Annotated in this window: 13 protein-coding genes; 4 read left to right on the plus strand and 9 right to left on the minus strand. The window is 68.0% G+C overall.

What is annotated here, in order from left to right; all coding sequences use genetic code 11:
* Positions 1-7 precede the first annotated feature (7 nt).
* From accB to ABQJ54_RS17580, 6 genes are all read right to left on the minus strand, one after another.
* Positions 8-472, minus strand: coding sequence for an acetyl-CoA carboxylase biotin carboxyl carrier protein (gene accB, locus ABQJ54_RS17555; protein ID WP_367855614.1), 465 nt, complete (start codon positions 470-472; stop codon positions 8-10).
* 59 nt (positions 473-531) lie between these two features.
* On the minus strand, positions 532-975 hold the full coding sequence (gene aroQ, locus ABQJ54_RS17560; protein WP_367855615.1) for a type II 3-dehydroquinate dehydratase: 444 nt from the start codon (positions 973-975) through the stop codon (positions 532-534).
* 272 nt (positions 976-1,247) lie between these two features.
* Complete coding sequence (locus ABQJ54_RS17565; protein WP_367855616.1) at positions 1,248-1,778, minus strand: TlpA family protein disulfide reductase; 531 nt, start codon at positions 1,776-1,778, stop codon at positions 1,248-1,250.
* 55 nt (positions 1,779-1,833) lie between these two features.
* On the minus strand, positions 1,834-4,044 hold the full coding sequence (locus tag ABQJ54_RS17570; RefSeq protein WP_367855617.1) for a protein-disulfide reductase DsbD family protein: 2,211 nt from the start codon (positions 4,042-4,044) through the stop codon (positions 1,834-1,836).
* A gap of 78 nt (positions 4,045-4,122) precedes the next feature.
* On the minus strand, positions 4,123-4,449 hold the full coding sequence (cutA, locus tag ABQJ54_RS17575) for a divalent-cation tolerance protein CutA (protein ID WP_367855618.1): 327 nt from the start codon (positions 4,447-4,449) through the stop codon (positions 4,123-4,125).
* A 58-nt stretch (positions 4,450-4,507) separates the two neighbouring features.
* Positions 4,508-5,380, minus strand: a complete 873-nt coding sequence (locus ABQJ54_RS17580) for a S1 family peptidase (RefSeq protein WP_367855619.1) — start codon at positions 5,378-5,380, stop codon at positions 4,508-4,510.
* A 340-nt stretch (positions 5,381-5,720) separates the two neighbouring features.
* On the opposite strand from ABQJ54_RS17580, the gene groES reads away from it, so the two are divergent.
* Together groES and groL are read left to right on the plus strand one after the other, a co-directional pair.
* On the plus strand, positions 5,721-6,014 hold the full coding sequence (gene groES, locus ABQJ54_RS17585) for a co-chaperone GroES (RefSeq protein ID WP_049623107.1): 294 nt from the start codon (positions 5,721-5,723) through the stop codon (positions 6,012-6,014).
* 111 nt (positions 6,015-6,125) lie between these two features.
* The gene (groL, locus tag ABQJ54_RS17590) at positions 6,126-7,769 is read left to right on the plus strand and encodes a chaperonin GroEL (RefSeq protein ID WP_367855620.1); all 1,644 of its coding nucleotides are present in this window, start codon (positions 6,126-6,128) and stop codon (positions 7,767-7,769) included.
* Positions 7,770-8,092: 323 nt separating this feature from the next.
* Here the strand turns inward: groL and ABQJ54_RS17595 are convergent, their stop codons facing one another.
* Entirely contained in the window at positions 8,093-9,988 is a 1,896-nt protein-coding gene (locus ABQJ54_RS17595) for an LTA synthase family protein (RefSeq protein WP_367855621.1), read from the minus strand.
* Between the two features lie 240 nt (positions 9,989-10,228).
* On the opposite strand from ABQJ54_RS17595, the gene glnE reads away from it, so the two are divergent.
* Complete coding sequence (gene glnE, locus ABQJ54_RS17600) at positions 10,229-13,078, plus strand: bifunctional [glutamate--ammonia ligase]-adenylyl-L-tyrosine phosphorylase/[glutamate--ammonia-ligase] adenylyltransferase (protein ID WP_367855622.1); 2,850 nt, start codon at positions 10,229-10,231, stop codon at positions 13,076-13,078.
* A gap of 141 nt (positions 13,079-13,219) precedes the next feature.
* Here the strand turns inward: glnE and ABQJ54_RS17605 are convergent, their stop codons facing one another.
* The gene (locus ABQJ54_RS17605; protein WP_367855623.1) at positions 13,220-13,426 is read right to left on the minus strand and encodes a hypothetical protein; all 207 of its coding nucleotides are present in this window, start codon (positions 13,424-13,426) and stop codon (positions 13,220-13,222) included.
* 216 nt (positions 13,427-13,642) lie between these two features.
* Positions 13,643-14,608, minus strand: a complete 966-nt coding sequence (locus ABQJ54_RS17610) for a mitochondrial fission ELM1 family protein (RefSeq protein ID WP_367855624.1) — start codon at positions 14,606-14,608, stop codon at positions 13,643-13,645.
* A gap of 238 nt (positions 14,609-14,846) precedes the next feature.
* Between ABQJ54_RS17610 and ABQJ54_RS17615 the strand changes: the two genes are divergently transcribed.
* Positions 14,847-15,431 (plus strand): YceI family protein, encoded by a 585-nt coding sequence (locus ABQJ54_RS17615; protein WP_367855625.1) that lies wholly within the window; start codon positions 14,847-14,849, stop codon positions 15,429-15,431.
* Positions 15,432-15,568 lie beyond the last annotated feature (137 nt).

Below are 15,568 nucleotides of genomic sequence, written 5' to 3' on the forward strand. Positions count from 1 at the left end.
GGCGGCCTCAGGCAATCACGAACATCGGCTGGTCGAATTCGACCGGCTGGCTGTTCTCGACCAGGATCGCCTGGATGGTGCCGGCCACGTCGGCCTCGATCTGGTTGAACATCTTCATCGCCTCGATGACGCCCAGCGTCTCGCCGGCCTTCACCTGCTGGCCGACCTTGACGAAGGGCGGCGCGCCCGGCGAGGAGGAGGCATAGAAGGTGCCGACCATCGGCGCCTTCACCACGTGGCCGGCGGGCAGGGCGTCGGCGGCGGGCGCTTCGGCGACCGTGGCGGGAGCAGGTGCGGCGATGGTTGCCACTGGGGCGGGCGCCATGGCGACCGGCGCGGGCGCAGCCATGGCCACGCCGCCCTTGGGCACGCGCGACAGGCGCACCACTTCCTCGCCTTCCTTGATTTCCAGTTCGGCGAGGTTGGACTCCTCGAGCAGGTCGATCAGCTTCTTGATCTTGCGCAGATCCATGGGGTGGCCTTCATGTCATAGGCCGCCCGTGGGCGGCCGGGAAAGGGAAAGGGGGCAACTCAGCGTGGCGCCAGTCGCGCGATGGCGGCGTCCAGTGCCAGGCGGTAGCTGTCCGCGCCGAAGCCGCAGATCACGCCGACCGCGATGTCGGACAGGTACGAGTGGTGCCGGAACGGTTCGCGGGCGTGCACGTTGGACAGATGCACTTCGATCAGCGGGATCGCCACCGCCGCGAACGCATCGCGCAGCGCGATGCTGGTGTGGGTGAACGCGCCGGCATTGCACAGGATCATCGCCACCTGCTCGTCGCGCGCCTGCTGCACGCGGCCGATCAGCTCGTGCTCGGCGTTGGACTGGAACCAGGAGAGCTCGTGCCCGGCATCCTGCGCCTGCGCAGCCAGCCGGCCGTTGATGTCGGCCAGCGTGTCACGGCCGTAGATCGCCGGCTCCCGGGCACCCAGCAGGTTGAGGTTGGGCCCGTGCAGGACCAGGATCTTCGCCACACCATACCTTCGACAGCGTCCGGATGACCCGGAACGCGCGCAGTGTGCGCGCAGTTGCGGATGTTGTCCAGTTCGGCGCAGATCGGCGATGTTCCAAGGAGAAGCGCGTCACTCTCCGTGCGCCGACGTATGCGTGGGAGTAGAGCTCTTGCGACCGTCCCTGGTCGCGAAGAGCAAACGGGCGGCCATTCATGGCCGCACTTTTCACATATGCTCTTGCGATCATCCCTGATCGCGAAGATCAAACGGGCGGCCATCCGTGGCCGCACTTTTCATTTAAGCCATTGATCGAGCGTGGTGGCGTCCAGCGGGCCCCGATGTGTAGCGATCACGCGCCCATCGGCACCAATCAGCACGCTGTAAGGCAATACTTGGCTGCGATCGCCCCACAACAGCGAAGTACTGGGCGTCTCCATCCGGCCCAGCAAGATCGGGAAACGCACTGGATGATCAGCAAGAAAGGCACGAACGCGCGCCGGATCATCCATAGCAATACCCAGCACGATCGCGCCCTGATCGCCGAACTTGGCTTGGGTCCTGTCCAGTACCGGCAACTCATCCAGGCATGGTCCGCACCAGCTGGCCCAGAAATTCAGCAGCACCCGCCGCCCCCGATAGTCGGCCAGCCGGTGCACGTGTCCTTGCAGATCCGGCAGCGCCAGCACAGGGGCTGCCTCTCCTACCTGCGCCACCGTTGTCCCCGCTGGCACATGTGCCAACCGGCTCTCGTGCTGCAACCAGCCGCCCAACGCAGCGGCCAGTACGGCCACGCCAAGAATGACGAGATTGTCGCGACTCAGCATATGAACGCATTCCCCGGGTTGGCGAGCCTTACCGCCGGGCGGGTGTGTGCTCGGCTCACCGTGCCGCCGTCTCCAGGGCCTGCGTCACCATCGCCGTGGTGAGCACGGTAGGCAGCTGCCGTCCCGCACCGCCACCCTTCGGAAACACCACATACAGCGGTACGCCCGGCGAGTGGTACTGCTGCAGGAAGGCGGTGATCGCCGGATCCTCGTTCGTCCAGTCGCCTTTCATGTAGACCGCGCCCGTGTTCTTGAGCGCGGTGCGGAACGCCGCGCCGTCCAGCACGGTATGCTCGTTGGCCTTGCAGGTGATGCACCAGTCGGCCGTCATGTCGACGAATACCGGCGTGTTGGCGGCGCGCAGCTCGGCGAGCTTCGCGGCGCTGTAGGGCACGGTGCCTTCCTGCACCGTCGCGGCGTTCGCCGTGGCCGGCACCTGTGCCAGCAGGTACAGCGGTGCCAGCACGGCGAGAGCCAGCAGGGCGGTCAGTGCGTGGCGCAGCGGGCCGCGTCCGCGGCTGCGTTCGAACCACCACAGCGCCAGCGCAAGCAGCACCATTGCCACCAACAGCAGGCCCACCGCGTCGGCACCGCGCTGGTTGGCGAGCACCCAAGCCAGCCATGCCACGGTGAGGTACATCGGGAAGGCCAGCACCTGCTTCAGCGTCTCCATCCAGCGCCCCGGCTTCGGTAGCCAGCGCGCCAGCGCGGGGATGTAGGCGATGGCGAGGAAGGGCAGCGCCAGACCCACGCCCAGCACGATGAACACCAGCAGCGCGTCGAGGGCCGGTGCGGCGAATGCGTAGGCCAGCGCGCCACCCATGTACGGTGCGGTGCAGGGACTGGCCACCACCACGGCGAGCACGCCGGTGAAGAAGTCGCCTGCCGCGCCGCCGCGATTCACCAGCGCCGCCCCCGTATTGCCGAGCGAAGCGCCGAACTGCACCACGCCCGACATCGACAGTCCCAATGCGAAGATCACGCAGGCCAGCACTGCCACCAGCAGCGGTTGTTGCAGCTGCGTGCCCCAGCCCAGCGCGTGGCCGGCCGAGCGCAGCGCGAGGATGGCCAGGCCCAGCGCCACGAAGCTCGCCAGCACGCCGGCGGTATAGGCCAGCGCGTGGCGGCGTCGGCGCGCGGGGTTCTCGCCGCTTTCCAGCAGGCTCACGGCCTTGATCGACAGCACCGGCAGCACGCAGGGCATCAGGTTGAGAACCAGGCCGCCACCCAGCGCCAGCAGCAGCGCCGCGAACAGGCTGGTCTGCAGCGGACCGGGGGGCGAGGCCGCGGCGGTGTTCGAGGTGCCGCCATTGCCGGCGGTCGCTGGCGTGCCGGGCACGGTCACGCCATTCGCCACCGCGCCGCTGCGCAGATCCACGGTCACGTCGCGCTTCATCAGCGGATAGCACACGCCGCCGTCCTGGCAGCCGAGGAAGCTGGCTTCCAGCGTCAGCTGCCGGCGGTCTGCGGCGCCGCCTTCGATCGCCACCGGCAAATCAAGGCTGCCGAAATACACCGTCACCGCGCCGAGTTGCGCGTCCTGGTGCACCACGCCGCCGGTCGGCCACGCGGGCGCACCAAGCTTCAGCCCGTTGGCGTCCTTCAGGCGCAGCGCGATGTGGTCGCGGTAGACGTAGTAGTCCTTCGGCATCGTCCAGCGCAGCAGCAGATGCTGCGGATCCTGCGCCACCGCGGTGAAGCGGAAGGCCTGCTCCGGCGGCAGCGGCGAGGATTGCGTGCCGCCCAGCTGCTGCAGCGCCGCGGCCAGGGCGCCGCCCGCGACTGGCGGCGCCGCGCCTGTCGCCGTGGCGGCCGGCAGCGGCAGGTCGAGGTGTTCAGTGTGCGGCGGGTAGCAGATCTTCGGCTCCACCTCGTGGCAGCCCTGGTACTGCACGTCCATCTGCAGGCGCGTGGTGCCTGGCGCCACGGTGTAGGGGATGCTGGCGTCGACCGCGTGGTGGTAGGTCTCCACCGGACCGAGATACGGGTCGTCGTGTTTCTCGCCGGGTGGCAGTTGCGCCTCGCCCAGCGTCACGCCGGGGCCGGCGGTGAACTTCATGCGGCCGCGATAGAGGTAGTAGTCCGGTGCGATCGTCCAGTGCAGCTTGAGCGTGCCGGGCGTGCCCGCGTCCGCACTGAGCTTGTAGGCCTCGGTCACTGGCAGGATGTTGCCGTCCTGCGTCTGCGCGAACGCCGCGGGGGTCAATGCCGCCAGCAGGCCAAGCAGCAGGCCCGTCAGCAGGGTTCGATGGAAGATCTTCGACATCACGACTCCGGCGGTACGACCGCCCCATGCGGTGGCCACGAACAGTGCTTCATTATGACGACGGGATGCGCGCGAGGTTCAGTCCGTGGCGTTCGCCCGCACCCAGTCCAGATAGGCAGCATGGCCGCGTTCCGCCGGCAATGCGATCAGCTCGGGCACCTCGTACGGATGCAATTCCAGCAGACGCGCCTTGAGTGCTTCGAAACGGGCGGCGGTGGTCTTGATCAACAGCAGCTCCTCGCTGTCGGTGCTCACCTTGTCCTGCCAGCGGTAGGTGGAGAGCACGCCCGCTACGCGGTTGACGCAGGCGGCCAGCCGCTCGCCCACCAGGGTTTCGGCCAGCTGCTGTGCGCTGGCCGCGTCGGGGCAGGTGCACAGGCATAGCAGGATGGTGGGGTCGGGCATGGCGGCAATCGGTGTCGAAAGTCCTGTAGGCGCGAGGCTTCGAGATGCCTCTATGGCCTCAATGGCCGGCAATGGTCTGATCGATCCACGCCGCATAAAAACTCACCCGCGCCGCTGCAAAATGCTGCCCACAGACGCCCATGCGAAACGAGCCGTCTTGCATCTGCCGCACGATTTGCTGCACTTCACTGGCCGTACCATCGAGGCCGTGGGTGACGCCGGCCAGATAGGTACGGCCAGCCACATCGATGGTGACCGGGCCACCACTATCCCCGCCAGCCGTGGCACCGCCAAGTGCCGGCGCGCTGGCGCCGCAATCGAATATGTAGCGCACCCACGAGCCGTCGGCCTGGGTAAGGCGATTTTCCGCACGACGCAGTTGGGTCCGATGCGCTTCGCTGTCCGGCGCGCCGGTGAGGTCAGTGCCGGTAGCGCCCGCACCGTAGACTTTGGCCAGCAAACCGGGCTTGGCGTTGCCGCGGTCGATTGGCAGCGGCGCGACATCAGTTACTGGCTCGGCCAGTTCAAGCAGGGCGATGTCGTGCATCGTGCCCATCGCAGCACTGTATTGACGACTGAAGGTGGCGGGTTTGGCCGTTTTGACATGCTGGAACATCTGCTGCCACTGGCTGCGTGCGGCGGGGTAATCCGGATAAACGATGATGCGGCTCACCGTGCGGCGCTTCCCGTTGATCGTCACGAAATGCTCCTCCGGCATCTCCTGCATCATGCTCACTGCATGTGCAGCGGTGAGCACCCATCGCGGGGCGATCAGGGTGCCATGGCCTTCGTCAGGCAGGTCAGCCAAAGCAGGAATGGTTGACGGATTGACGCGATAGCGCGCATCGGGCTGGTTGTGACGGATCACGATGGCATGGGCGCTTGTGCTGAGCAGCAACAAGGGCAGGGCGAAGCGGAGCGTGATCTTCATGCGGTTCTTTCCCCTTGGGGATGGCGTTGAGCGAATCAGAGCCGGTTCGCAACGCGGGGCAGCTTAGTGCACGGACAGGCACCTGTCGGTCGGACGCAGTGCCGCATGGGCAGGCGACATCGGGTGGCTTTCGATGGCCGAGGGCTCTTGAAAGCTGCCCGGGTCCACCCCATTCGCTGTCCCAAGGGTCGAACCGGGTGATGTCGCACACGCCGCCACTTGCGGCGGGGGCTTGCATCGCTAGAATTGGCACTCATCTATGGCGAGTGCTAACAGCGGTCCCTCCGGCCGGCCTGTCAGTTCTCCAACCGCATTCCACCACCTAGCTTGGGAGCCACCCATGAGCAAACTGCGTCCGCTGCACGATCGCGTCATCGTCAAGCGCCTGGAAGAGGAGCGCGTCTCCGCCGGCGGCATCGTCATCCCCGACAGCGCCACCGAGAAGCCCACCCGCGGCAAGGTGATCGCCGCCGGTACCGGCCGCATCCTGGAAGACGGCAACGTCCGCCCGATGTCGCTGAAGGAAGGCGACGTGGTGCTGTTCGGCAAGTACGCCGGCCAGGAAATCAAGATCGACGGCGAAGAGCTGGTCTTCCTGAAGGAAGACGACATCGTGGCGGTGATCGAGGGCTGATCGACTGAGCGCGTAACACGCGCTCGCCGGCCGCCAGGGGCTTCCTCCGGCGACGCTTTCGAAACGACAAACCCCCTTACTTAATTTCAAAATTTTTCAAGGAAAAATTTTATGGCCGCTAAAGAAGTCCGCTTCGGCGAAGACGCCCGCTCGCGCATCCTGAAGGGCGTGAACACGCTCGCCAACGCCGTTAAGGTCACCCTGGGCCCGAAGGGCCGCAACGTCGTGCTGCAGAAGAGCTTCGGCGCCCCCACCGTCACCAAGGACGGCGTGTCCGTGGCGAAGGAGATCGAGCTGGCCGACGCCTACGAGAACATGGGCGCGCAGATCGTCAAGGAAGCCGCCTCCAAGACCTCCGACAATGCCGGTGACGGCACCACCACCGCCACCGTGCTGGCGCAGGCGTTCATCCGCGAGGGCATGAAGGCGGTCGCCGCCGGCATCAACCCGATGGACCTGAAGCGCGGCATCGACAAGGCCGTGGTCGCCGCCGTGGCCGAGCTGAAGAGCCTCAGCAAGCCCACCGCCGACGACAAGGCGATCGCCCAGGTCGGCACCATCTCCGCCAACTCCGACAGCGCGATCGGCGACATCATCGCCACCGCGATGAAGAAGGTCGGCAAGGAAGGCGTGATCACCGTCGAGGAAGGCTCGGGCCTGGACAACGAGCTGGACGTGGTCGAGGGCATGCAGTTCGACCGCGGCTACCTGTCGCCGTACTTCATCAACAACCAGCAGAGCCAGCAGGTCGAGCTGGAAGACCCGTTCATCCTGCTGTACGACAAGAAGATCTCCAACGTGCGCGAGCTGCTGCCCGTGCTCGAGGGCGTGGCCAAGGCCGGCAAGCCGCTGCTGATCGTCGCCGAGGAAGTGGAAGGCGAGGCGCTGGCCACCCTGGTGGTCAACACCATCCGCGGCATCGTCAAGGTCGCCGCCGTCAAGGCGCCGGGCTTCGGTGACCGTCGCAAGGCGATGCTGGAAGACATGGCCATCCTCACCAACGGCCAGGTGATCTCCGAGGAAGTGGGCCTGCAGCTCGAGAAGGCCACCGTGGCCGACCTGGGCCGCGCCAAGAAGATCGTGGTCACCAAGGAAAACAGCACCATCATCGATGGTGCCGGCGAAGCCGAGAAGATCCAGGCACGCATCAAGCAGATCAAGGCGCAGATCGAGGAGACCTCCTCCGACTACGACCGCGAGAAGCTGCAGGAGCGCGTGGCGAAGCTGGCCGGCGGCGTGGCGGTGATCAAGGTCGGTGCCGCCACCGAAGTCGAGATGAAGGAAAAGAAGGCCCGCGTCGAAGACGCCCTGCACGCCACCCGTGCGGCGGTCGAGGAAGGCGTGGTGCCGGGCGGCGGCGTGGCCCTGATCCGTTCGCTGAAGGCGGTCGAGAACCTGAAGGGCGACAACGAGGACCAGAACCTCGGCATCGCCATCACCCGCCGTGCGCTGGAAGCCCCGCTGCGCGAGATCGTGTTCAACGCCGGCGCCGAGCCGTCCGTGATCGTCAACCAGGTCAAGGAAGGCAAGGGCAACTACGGCTACAACGCCGCCACCGGCGAGTTCGGCGACATGATCGAGTTCGGCATCCTGGACCCGACCAAGGTCACCCGCTCGGCGCTGCAGTACGCCTCCTCAGTGGCCGGTCTCGCCATCACCACCGAAGCGATGGTGGCCGAGCTGCCGAAGAAGGAAGAGCACAACCACGGCGGCGCCCCCGGTGGCATGGGCGGCATGGGCGGCATGGATTTCTGATCCATTCCCCACCGCTGCACGCAAGACGAAAAACCCCGCTTCGGCGGGGTTTTTCATTGAAGCCGACTCCAGGGATTTGCAAGTTTTCGAGCGAAGAGCTCCTGGCGATGCCCAAGGCAAAGAGCCTGCCCCGGCCAGAACCGTTCTACGCGCTTGCCCGGATCGATGGCCCAGCATCCGGAGAGGGATGGATGCGCATACATCTCTCCGCCGTCTCCGAAGTTGATCGATGGCTCGTCGAACAGTGCATCGACATGGGGCGGCCCGGCTCGCGTCTTGCTCGGCCGAATACGGGTCAAGCCGTGGACATGGGTGCGGTGGGGTCAGTGAGTGAGTCGCGCGCCTTCGCCCGGTGTCGCCGGTGCGGGTGCCGCATGGACCACGGTAGTGGGCGCGGGTGTTCCGCCAATTACCTTCGCCAGAACCGCCTGCAGCTTGCGGTTCATGCGCAGCTGCTCGACGCTGCCCATGGACTGGTCGAGCTGGCGGGTGGCGGCGTCTTCGTCCGGCTGCGGGGCACCGGGGGCGCGGGTGAGCGCGGCGAGTTGCGGGCCGAGGAGCTCGGTAAGCGCGAAGTAGGGATCGTCGTGGATGCCGGCCGCGGCAAGCAGCTTGCCGGGCAGCAGCCATGCGGCCGTGTCCTCGTGCACGGGCTGGCCGGTGGTGGCATGGGGGTCGACCAGCAGCCAGGTGCCGGCTTGCGCGAGCATGTCGCCGCCGTTGACGAAGCCGTCGATGCGGTAGCTGTCGGTGAGCGCGGGCAGGTGGTCGCCGTAGAACAGCAGCAGGGCGGGGCGCTGGCGCTTGGCGAGCAGCGCGGCGAGACGGCCGAGTTCCTGGTCGGCGTGCTGCATGTGATAGAGGTAGGTCTGCAGCTCCAGCTTGTTCTTGCCTTCGATGCCGGCAGGCACCGCGATCGCGTCGCGCGCGGCGGTATCCTTCGGCACCACGTCGTAGGGGCCGTGCGCCTCGATGCTGATCGCGAAGATGAACTGCGGCGGCCCGCTGTCCTTGAGCTGGCGCATGATTTCGTCGGTCATCGCGCTGTCGGCCATGTACTTGCCGTCGTTCGGCGCATCAGGCGGGAACGCTGACTGCGACACGAAGCGCTGGAAGCCCAGCGTCTTGAACGCGATGTTGCGGTTCCAGAACGTGGGGTCGTTGCCGTGCACCGCCACAGTCGCGTAGCCGTGCTCGTCCAGTACCTGCACCAGGCTGGACATCGGCTTGCGGCCGATCTGCAGGTAGGGGAACTGCAGGTTGTCGAAGTAGCGCAGCGAGAGTCCGGAGAGCACCTCGAACTCGGTGCGGATGGTGCCGCCGCCGAAGGTGGGCACGTGCAATGCGCCACTGATGCCGTGCTGCGCCAGGCGGTGCAGGTTGGGCGTGAGATCGCTGTGCGCGTAGCCCTTCATGATGCTCGGGTCGAAGAACGACTCGCTCTGCACCACCACGATGTCGGGCAGCACACTGGCGTTCGGCATTGCGAGGTGCTGGCGCAGCGCGTCGGCGGATTGGCCGATCAGCTGCTCGGCGATAGTGCGGTCGGGCTTGGGTTTCTGCTGGCCGTATTGCAGGTGGAACATCACCAGCTCGCTGAGCAGGCCGGCATGCACGCGGGTGGATGCGGCCGACCATGGCTCCAGCCACAGCACGCGGCCGTTGTAGATCTTCGCCCAGCCGCTCCAGCCACCGAGCAGGCTGCCGAACAGCAGCAGCAGCACACCGCCGGCCGCGAGGCGCTTGCCACCGGTGCGGCGCGCGAACAGCGGCGGCTCCAGCCGCCACATCGCCAGCAGGATCAGCACCCCGGCGATCAGTGCCAGGTACGGCCACGGGCTGTGCGGGAGGTAGCCAGCCAGCAGGTGGAACCCGCCCTTGCGCAGCTGGCCCACCATGCGGAAGTCCGCCGGCAGCAGCGGTGTGCCCAGGTTCGCCGCCTTCAGCGCGCTGACACCGTAGATCAGCCCCTGCAGCAGGTAGGCCAGTCCGAACGACAGCAGCAGGCGGCGTGTCATCACCAGCAGCAGGCCCGCGAACAGCAGGCCGGGCCAGGCGTTGGCGATGGGGAAGCGCGGCTGGTCCAGCAGGCGCAGGGGCAGCACGCCCTTGCCGCCGTCGAGCAAGCCGGTGAGCAACACGAAGATCAGCGTCATCGCCAGGATCAGGGCGATGCGCGGTGCCGCGCGGCGAAGGTTGGGGACAGCGGATGGGGTCATGGCGAAACCGGGGACTCGGTTGTCATGGGATGGATTGAAGAGTGCGGCCATGGCTGGCCGCCTGTTTGATTCTTGCGAGCGTGAAGGATTGCCGGGGAACAGTAATCAGGATGACATGAATCGACTGTTCGCCGCGGGCGGGCGACAATCGTCGGGGACTCCCCCTGCAACGCACCAGCTCGGCCGGCGGTGTACCGGTCGTGCTGCCGGTCCGTCCCCCGGCTGCGGCACAATGGCCCGATGCCTGCCTTCGCCCATGAATCGCCCGCGCTGCGCGCCCTGATCGACGATCGCTATGCCGAGCTGGCCGCCTGCTGCCGTACGGCCGGCGTGCCCCTGCACGACGATGCCGGCGTGGCCGAGCGCATCCGCCGCACACTCGGGGCCAGCGACTTCGCGTTCGAGGCCTGGCGCGCCCAGCCGGCGCTGCTGTCGCCCGCGGGGCTGGAGCGGTTGCGCTCGAATGCCGATGCCGCCGCCCGCATCGACACGCTGAGGCTGCCCGGGGACGAGGTCCCGACGCTGGCCGCGCTGCGCCGCTTCCGCCACGCCGAGGCGCTGCGGCTGGTGTTCCGCGACGTCAACGGACTGGACGAGCTGCCGGAGACCCTGTCCGCCACCAGCGTGCTGTACGAGGTGCTGCTGGAAGCGGCGCTGGGCTGGTCCGAGCGCGCATTGGCCGCGCGCTACGGTCAGGCGCGCAGTCGCGAGGGCGAACGGCAGCGGCTGGTGGTGGTGGGCTTCGGCAAGCTGGGTGGCGCAGAGCTCAACTTCTCCTCCGACATCGATCTGGTGCTGGCCTACCCGCACGGCGGCGAGAGCGACGGCGCGCGCGTGCTCGACAACGGCGAGTACTTCGTGCGGCTGGGCCGGCAGCTGGTGCGCCTGCTCAACGAACCCACGGTGGACGGCATCTGCGCGCGCGTGGACCTGCGCCTGCGGCCGTTCGGCAACGCGGGGCGGCTCGCGCTGTCGTTCGCGGCGATGGAGCAGTACTACCAGCGCGAGGGCCGCGACTGGGAGCGCTATGCGTGGATCAAGGCGCGCCCGGTGGCCGGCGACCGCACTGCCGGCAAGCAGTTGCAGGAGCTGCTGCGGCCTTTCATCTATCGCAAATACCTCGACTACACCGCGTTCGCCGGCCTGCGCGAAATGAAGGCGCTGATCGACGCCGAGGTGGCGCGCAAGGATCTTTCCGACAACCTCAAGCTCGGCTCCGGCGGCATCCGCGAGATCGAGTTCATCGTGCAGCTCACCCAGCTGATCCGCGGCGGCCGCGAGCCGTCCATGCGTGTGCGCGGCCTGTTGCCCGCGCTGGCCGCCTGCGAGGCGCGCGGGCACATTCCCGCGGCACGCGCGAAGGCGCTGCGCGAGGCCTACGTGTTCCTGCGCCGGCTGGAGAATCGCGTGCAGATGCTGCGCGATGCGCAGACCCACGACATTCCCGCCGACGCGTTGAGCCGCGAGCGCATCGCGCGGGGACTGGACTGGCCGGCCTGGGAGCCGCTGGCCGAGGCGCTGGCGAAACATCGCGAGATCGTCGCCAGCGAATTCGCCGCCGTGCTGATGCCGCAGGGCGGACGCGGCGCCCGCGTGCCGGCGGCGGATGCGGCGCTGTGGCAGGCCGCCTGCGCCGAGACGCTGGATGCGGGCATGCTGGAGGCCAGCGGCTTCGTGCCGGGCGCGGACCTGGCCGATGTGCTGGCCAAGCTGCCGCAGGGGGGCGCAGTGCGTGCGATGTCGGCGCGTTCGCGCGAACGGCTGGATCACCTGATGCCGCAGCTGATCACGGCCGCGCGCGGCAGTGCGGCGCCGGTGCCATGCCTGCTGCGGTTGTGCCGGCTGACCCAGGCGGTGGCGCGGCGCTCGTCCTATCTCGCGCTGCTGGAGGAGCAGCCCGCCGCGCGCAAGCGGCTGGCCACGCTGTTCGCCGACAGCGCCCTGCTTGCCGGGCAGGTGATCGCGCAGCCGTTGCTGCTGGACGATGTGCTCGATCCGCGCATCGAGCAATTGCCGCTGAAGCGTGCCGACATCGCCGCCGAGATCGCCCGCGTGCTGGCCACGCTGGAGGAGCGCGAAGCCGAAGCCGAGCTGGAACGCATCAACGAGTTCCAGTCGTCCACCGCGTTCCGCCTCGGCCTTGCCTTCAACGACGGTCGGGCCGATGCAGCGGCCACCGCGCGCCGGCTCGCCGCGCTGGCCGAGTCGGTGGTGGGCGTGGTCACCGCGCTGGCCGAGCGCGAGCTGATCGCCCAGCATGGTCGCTTGCCGGGCGCGGGATCCGGCTTCGCGGTGCTGGGCTACGGCAGCCTCGGCGGCGAGGAACTGGGTTTCGCCTCCGACCTCGACCTGGTGTTCGTCTACGACGGCAGGCGCGCGCAGGCGATGAGCGACGGCGCGCGACCGATCGAGGGCGCGCGCTGGTACCAGCGCCTCGCCCAGCGCGTGATGAACTGGCTCACCGTGCCCACCCGCGCCGGCCGCCTGTACGAGGTGGACACGCGCCTGCGGCCGGATGGGTCCAAGGGCCTGCTCGTGGGCAGCCTCGACGCTTTCGTCGCCTACCAGCAGAGCCGCGCCTGGACCTGGGAACATCAGGCGCTGCTGCGCGCGCGCCCGGTGGCCGGCGATGCCGCGCTGGGCGCGGCGCTGGCGGCGGTACGCCGCGACATCCTCGGCGTATCACGCGAGCACACCGTGGTGATCGACGAAGTGAGCCAGATGCGCCGCCGCTGGCGCGCCGAGCGCGATCGCTCGGACGCGCAGAACATCGATCTCAAGCAGGGCCGCGGCGCGTTGCTCGACATCGAGTTCGCGCTGCAGGGGCTGGTGCTGGCGCATGCCGCGCGACATCCCGCCCTGCTTGGCGTCACGGCCAACGCGGCCCTGCTCACCGCCTGTCGCGACGCCGGCCTGCTCGACGCGGCGCAGTCCGCCGCACTGGCGGGCGCGCATGCAACCCTGCTGCAACGCTCGCTCGCCTGCACGCTGGACGCGCGTCCGCGCATCTCGCCGCGCGCCGCCGCGCTGGAAACGCTCTGCAACGAGGTCGCCGCGGTCACGCGGGCGCTGGGCTTCGCGTTCGACTGATCCGGCTGCGTCGCCCTGCGTGCTTCGAGGCCAAGGTGGCGGCGCGGTCGGGTCGATTGCGGACGGCGAAGCAGAACAGGGCAGGGCGTTGGCGGCCGGCAAGCCGCGCCGGCCGCCGCCCGTGATCGAGTGGTGCCGGGCTCAATGCACCAGTGCCGGTGCGGTCAGCGGCGTGTTCACGACGTACTCGATCGATTCACGGCTGTCCTTGCTGGATTCGTGGTAGCCGCCGCCATAGAACTTGCGCGCCCAGTCGCCATGGCGCTCGAGCTTGGTGGGCATGTGGTCGCTGCGCGTGATGATGTTGCAGGCATAGGGAGAGCTGACAAACGCGTCGAACATGTTCATGACGACACCTCCTCTCTGGATCCGCACCATGCGCTGATGGTGCGACGCTGGCCGCCAGCCTCCCGGGGGATGTGCGTCGATGGCCGGGCTGGCGTCCGAAACCCGTGACCTGTTTGCGCTGCCGTGCTTTCGACGCCATTGGACGCCAGGTCTGGGTACAGCAGCCGTGAACACCGGGCGATGCGGAAGTGAAGGTCTTGTTCTGCGAACGTCCGTTCAGTCTTTGGCCATGCGCCGCCGCAGTTCGGCCGCGATCATCGCGGTTTCGCGCAACGGTGGCTGGCGGGCGGTGGCGGCGTCATCGAGCCCGTGCAGCAGCCCGCGTTCGCGCAGGGCGTGATGGAAGCGCGCGAGCTTGTCCGGTAGCGGTGCGGCGACATGGGTATGCACGGCGCAACCCACCGCGCAGGCCTCGCTGAGCATGTTTACCGAGTCGGGCGTGACCACCAGCCGATCGGCCCAGCCCAGCACGCCGGGATAGGGATTGCGGCCATCGTCGGGACCGGACCATACCAGTCCCGGCACCGCGGCCAGCGCCTCGCGAAAGATCTCCAGCACTTCCGGCGGCGTGCGCCGTGAGGCCAGTGCGAGCAGGCTGCCACCTTCGTGGTCGTGACGGGCGAGCAGGCGCGCCGACAGTTCGTGTGCATAGTCTGCGTCCAGCGCCAGCTGCTTGCGTGGACCGCCGAGCAGCACGCCGACGCGCGGTTGCGGCAATTCCCCGAAGGCGGGGCAGGCGTCACGGCCGTCGGCCAGCCAGTCCTCGTCCACCGGGTTCAGCGAGCCCAGCGGGGTGAGCACGTTGGGGCCGGCGAGCTGGTCGTGGTGCGGCGCGATCACCGTGTCCCAGTACGCCGGAGCGATGCGCGGATCGAGGATCTGCACGGTGTGGCACTGTCCATGCGACAGGCGGCGCAGCATGCGGGTGAACAGCGCGGCGGCGCGCCCGCAGCCGATCGCCAGCCGCGGCCACGGCGATGCGAACTGGCGACGCTGGTCCGCCGGCAGCGTCAGCGCGCCGCCCAGCGCGAAGCGCGGCGCCAGCCACGACCACGGCGCACGCGGCTCCAGCAGCAGGTGACGCACCGGCAGGTCCATCATTTCGGCCAGCGCCAGCGCTTGCCGCTGGTTGCCAGCGGAGGCGTCGGTGATGGCCCAGCATTCTTCCCTCAGGCCGGGCATGCGGAGGGAGGCCGATGGATTGTTTCCCGTACGTACACGCTGCGTTGCTCCCGGCTGCGTTTCTGGCTTGGCGGCGTGTCTATACACTGACGGCCGGCACTGTTGCCGTCCAGCCGGCGCCTTGGAGAATACCGGCGATTGACCGTTTTTCCGAGGCGTCAGCGTGGGCTGCTCGTCGACTTTACTTGCCGGTGCGGCTGTCGCACGGCCGATCATCCATCCACTGCGGAGAATTTCCATGCGCGTGTTTCGTTGCCTCCTGCTCGCGGGCCTGCTCGGCGCCGCGGCCACCGTCCAGGCCGATCCGGTCACCTACAAGCTGGACCCGGGCCACACCATGGTGCTGTTCAGCTGGAACCACTTCGGTTATTCCAACCCCACCGCCGACCTGGGCCTGGGTGATGGCACGCTGGTGTTCGACCAGCAGAACCCGGCCAAGTCCTCGGTGGACGTGACGCTGCCGCTCGCCAAGCTCGACACCCATGTGCCGGCGCTGGACCAGCACCTCAAGGAGGCCGATTTCTTCAATGCCGCCAAGTACCCGGTGGTGACGTTCAAAAGCACCAGCGTCGAGCCGCTCGGGGGCAACCACTTCAAGGTCACGGGCAATCTCACCGTGCACGGCGTGACCAAGCCGGTGACGCTGGATGCCACGCTCAACAAGATCGGCCCGCACCCGATGACCAAGGCCCAGGCGATCGGCTTCGATGCCACCGGCACGCTGAAGCGCTCGGATTTCGGCGTGGGGGCCTATGTGCCGATGGTGAGCGACGAGATCACGATCCACATCACCACCGAAGGCGCGGTGCCGAAAGCGAAGTAAGCCGCGGTCCGCGGAACGAACAAGCCCACGCCGGCGACGGTGCGGGCTTGCTGTTGCGGGAAACCGGAGCCGGCGACGCGGCTGCGCCTGCCGGGCGCGTCCGCCGGCCACGAGCCAGCACTGCACTGTCCGGGCAC

It is taken from the genome of Rhodanobacter lycopersici (assembly GCF_040812335.1).
Lineage (GTDB): Bacteria > Pseudomonadota > Gammaproteobacteria > Xanthomonadales > Rhodanobacteraceae > Rhodanobacter_A > Rhodanobacter_A lycopersici.

Excerpts from the sequence above, each read along its gene's own strand:
- ABQJ54_RS17615 (WP_367855625.1), top strand. The coding sequence starts at position 14,847 with ATGCGCGTGTTTCGTTGCCTCCTGCTCGCGGGCCTGCTCGGCGCCGCG.
- glnE (WP_367855622.1), top strand. The coding sequence starts at position 10,229 with ATGCCTGCCTTCGCCCATGAATCGCCCGCGCTGCGCGCCCTGATCGAC.
- ABQJ54_RS17595 (WP_367855621.1), bottom strand. The coding sequence starts at position 9,988 with ATGACCCCATCCGCTGTCCCCAACCTTCGCCGCGCGGCACCGCGCATC.
- accB (WP_367855614.1), bottom strand. The coding sequence starts at position 472 with ATGGATCTGCGCAAGATCAAGAAGCTGATCGACCTGCTCGAGGAGTCC.
- ABQJ54_RS17565 (WP_367855616.1), bottom strand. The coding sequence starts at position 1,778 with ATGCTGAGTCGCGACAATCTCGTCATTCTTGGCGTGGCCGTACTGGCC.
- groL (WP_367855620.1), top strand. The coding sequence starts at position 6,126 with ATGGCCGCTAAAGAAGTCCGCTTCGGCGAAGACGCCCGCTCGCGCATC.
- ABQJ54_RS17610 (WP_367855624.1), bottom strand. The coding sequence starts at position 14,608 with ATGCCCGGCCTGAGGGAAGAATGCTGGGCCATCACCGACGCCTCCGCT.
- cutA (WP_367855618.1), bottom strand. The coding sequence starts at position 4,449 with ATGCCCGACCCCACCATCCTGCTATGCCTGTGCACCTGCCCCGACGCG.
- ABQJ54_RS17570 (WP_367855617.1), bottom strand. The coding sequence starts at position 4,044 with ATGTCGAAGATCTTCCATCGAACCCTGCTGACGGGCCTGCTGCTTGGC.
- ABQJ54_RS17580 (WP_367855619.1), bottom strand. The coding sequence starts at position 5,380 with ATGAAGATCACGCTCCGCTTCGCCCTGCCCTTGTTGCTGCTCAGCACA.
- ABQJ54_RS17605 (WP_367855623.1), bottom strand. The coding sequence starts at position 13,426 with ATGAACATGTTCGACGCGTTTGTCAGCTCTCCCTATGCCTGCAACATC.
- groES (WP_049623107.1), top strand. The coding sequence starts at position 5,721 with ATGAGCAAACTGCGTCCGCTGCACGATCGCGTCATCGTCAAGCGCCTG.